Annotated in this window: 2 protein-coding genes and 1 pseudogene; 1 reads left to right on the forward strand and 2 read right to left on the reverse strand. The window is 67.7% G+C overall.

The annotated features are described in order from the left end of the window. The coding region (locus ACWGKT_RS48365) for a recombinase family protein (RefSeq protein ID WP_453278801.1) at positions 1 to 442 on the reverse strand (442 nt) is incomplete at its 3' end. Between the two features lie 39 nt (positions 443 to 481). Beyond that, positions 482 to 595: pseudogene (locus tag ACWGKT_RS48370) on the reverse strand (hypothetical protein); the annotation flags it as partial. Between the two features lie 208 nt (positions 596 to 803). Between ACWGKT_RS48370 and ACWGKT_RS48375 the strand changes: the two are divergent. Continuing rightward, entirely contained in the window at positions 804 to 2,225 is a 1,422-nt protein-coding gene (locus ACWGKT_RS48375) for a M1 family metallopeptidase (RefSeq protein WP_453278802.1), read from the forward strand. Positions 2,226 to 2,349: the final 124 nt, after the last annotated feature.

Here is a 2,349-nt window from a genome sequence, read left to right on the forward strand (position 1 = left end):
TTCCTGAAGCCCCATCAACCCGGATGCACCGCCGGAACGACGCCGCCCTGCGCTGCCGGATCTTTCTCAGCTCTGCTGCTGCCTGAGTCGCCTTGGCGTAGGCAATGAGCCGTCCTGTCTCTGTGGAGATATCGAAGGATGGGTCATTCAGGACAACGAGGGTCTTCCCCCAGTCAAGAACGTTCTTGACGAACGCCATGAAATGGAGATCGTCACGGCTCAGACGGTCCTGTGTGGTGACTGCCAAGACGTCCCACTTCTCCCGTCCTTCCTCGGTAAGCCAGGGGCCCATAGAGGGGCGCTCAGGGAGGTCTACAGAGCCGGACACCGAACGACCTGTGCCCACGTCTGGAGGTGTTCCAACTGCCTTGGGATGGACGTTGATTCGTCGGTGTCCCACGCTGATCCGCGCGGCAAGTAGCGCCCTCTGTGTCTCTGCCATAGGCAGAGCGGAGAGCAGTTTCAACCTACGTATCTACGGAGTGCCGTAGGAGGTGGAGAACGTCTGCGCGTTGTCGGGATGCTTGTGCAGCAGGTAGCCGAGGTCGGTCGCGGGGCGTTCGGGGGTGCCGGTGGTGGTGATGGTCAGGAACACGTGGCCAGGCCTCATGGAAGGGGATGAACTGCGGATGGGTTGAACCGGGATCTTTACTGTGCGCCAACGTACAGCGAACATCCCCTGCGTACCCTGGCATTTTCGCCGCCCAAGCGGAGCCGACCTCCCCTCTTCGCGCGGGCCTGTGTCGGCCGTGGGGAACCCTGTGACAAGATCCGCTGGCATGTCATCTGTCATGTCGTCTGCCATGCCTTCGTTGCCTTCGTCGCCCACGCGCCCCTCAAGAACCGGTCGCCGTCTGCTGGTCGCCCTGCTCGCGCTGCTCGCGACAGCAGGCTCCACCGTGGCCGAGGCCGGCACGCCGTCCGGCCCGGCGCCCGGCGCCGCGGTGAGAGCGGCCGAACCCGCGACGCCTGACCGCCCCAGCTACGATGTGAAGCTGCGCGCCGACGCCGACGGCTCCCACTGGGCGGGCCGGCAGACGGTGTCCTTCCGCAACGCCTCCAGCCGGCCCCTGCGTGAGGTGTACATACGTCTGTGGGGCAATGGCGAGGACGGCTGCGGGACATCCGGAAGACCGTCCCCCGTCCGCGTCTCCCACGTGCGCGGCGGCACTCCGGGCCGCCCCGGCGTGAAGTGCACGGCGCTGCGCATCGCTCTTCCGAGGCCGCTCGCACGCGGTGAGCGGACGGCCGTCTCCTTCGACGTGGCCCTCACCGTGCCCGCACGCAACAACCGCTTCGGCCGCGAAGGCGCGTTCCGCTTCCTGGGCAACGCGCTGCCGGTCCTCGCCGTGCACGACGCGAGGGGGTGGCACCTCGATCCGTATGTGTCGTACGGCGAGAGCTTCTACACCCTGGCGAGCGACTTCCGGGTGCGCCTCGACCACCCGTCCGCCCTCAAGGTCCCGGCGACCGGCAGCACATGGACCCGCCCCGGCGGTACCGGGCGTACGGTCACCCACAGCGTCGCCAAGCGGGTGCGGGACTTCGCATGGGCGGCGGGCCCGTTCCGCACCGCGACCCAGACCTCGCCCGACGGCGTGCGTGTGAAGTCGTACTGGTCGCCGAACACGCCCGCCGCCGGTGTCCGCCTCAACCGCAAGGACGGCGTCGCCGCCATCGACCGGTTCGGCAGGGAGTTCGGCCGCTATCCGTACGGCGAGATAGACCTCGTGATGACCCCCGGGTTCGCCGGCGGCATGGAGTACCCCGGCCTGGTCATCCTCGGCACCGAGGAGGAGGGCGGCGCCACCGTCCATGAGATCGCCCACCAGTGGTGGTACGGCGTCGTGGGCAACGACGAGTACAACTCACCCTGGCTGGACGAGAGTTTCGCTCAGTACGCCAACGCGCGCTACTACCGCTGGGACGGGTTCGAGTGCTCGCCGGACGACTCCTGGCCGAGCGCCACCGCCGCGCTCACCAACTCGATGGCCTACTGGTCTACACACCGTGGCGAGTACTTCCAGGTCGTGTACGGGATCGGCCCCTGCGTCCTGGCCGACCTGGAGCACGTCCTCGGGGCCGGCACCATGGCGCGCCTCATCAAGAAGTACGCCCACGACCACTGGTACGGCGTCTCCACCACCGTCGACTTCAAGAAGGCCGCACAGTCGATGACGCACAGGGACCTCGGCCCCTTCTGGCGGAAGCACCGCATCCGCTGAAGTCGCACTCCGCTCGCGGGCGACGGGCGTACCCCGTCGGCGCCACGATGACGGTGACAGACGGGGTACGCGGGCAGGGCGGCGTCGTTCCGGCGGTGCATCCGGGTTGATGGGGCTTCAGGAG

The organism is Streptomyces sp. NPDC054794, assembly GCF_053611585.1.

Bases quoted from the DNA above. Each gene is read 5' to 3' on its own strand.
- ACWGKT_RS48375 (WP_453278802.1), top strand. From the start codon at position 804: ATGCCTTCGTTGCCTTCGTCGCCCACGCGCCCCTCAAGAACCGGTCGC.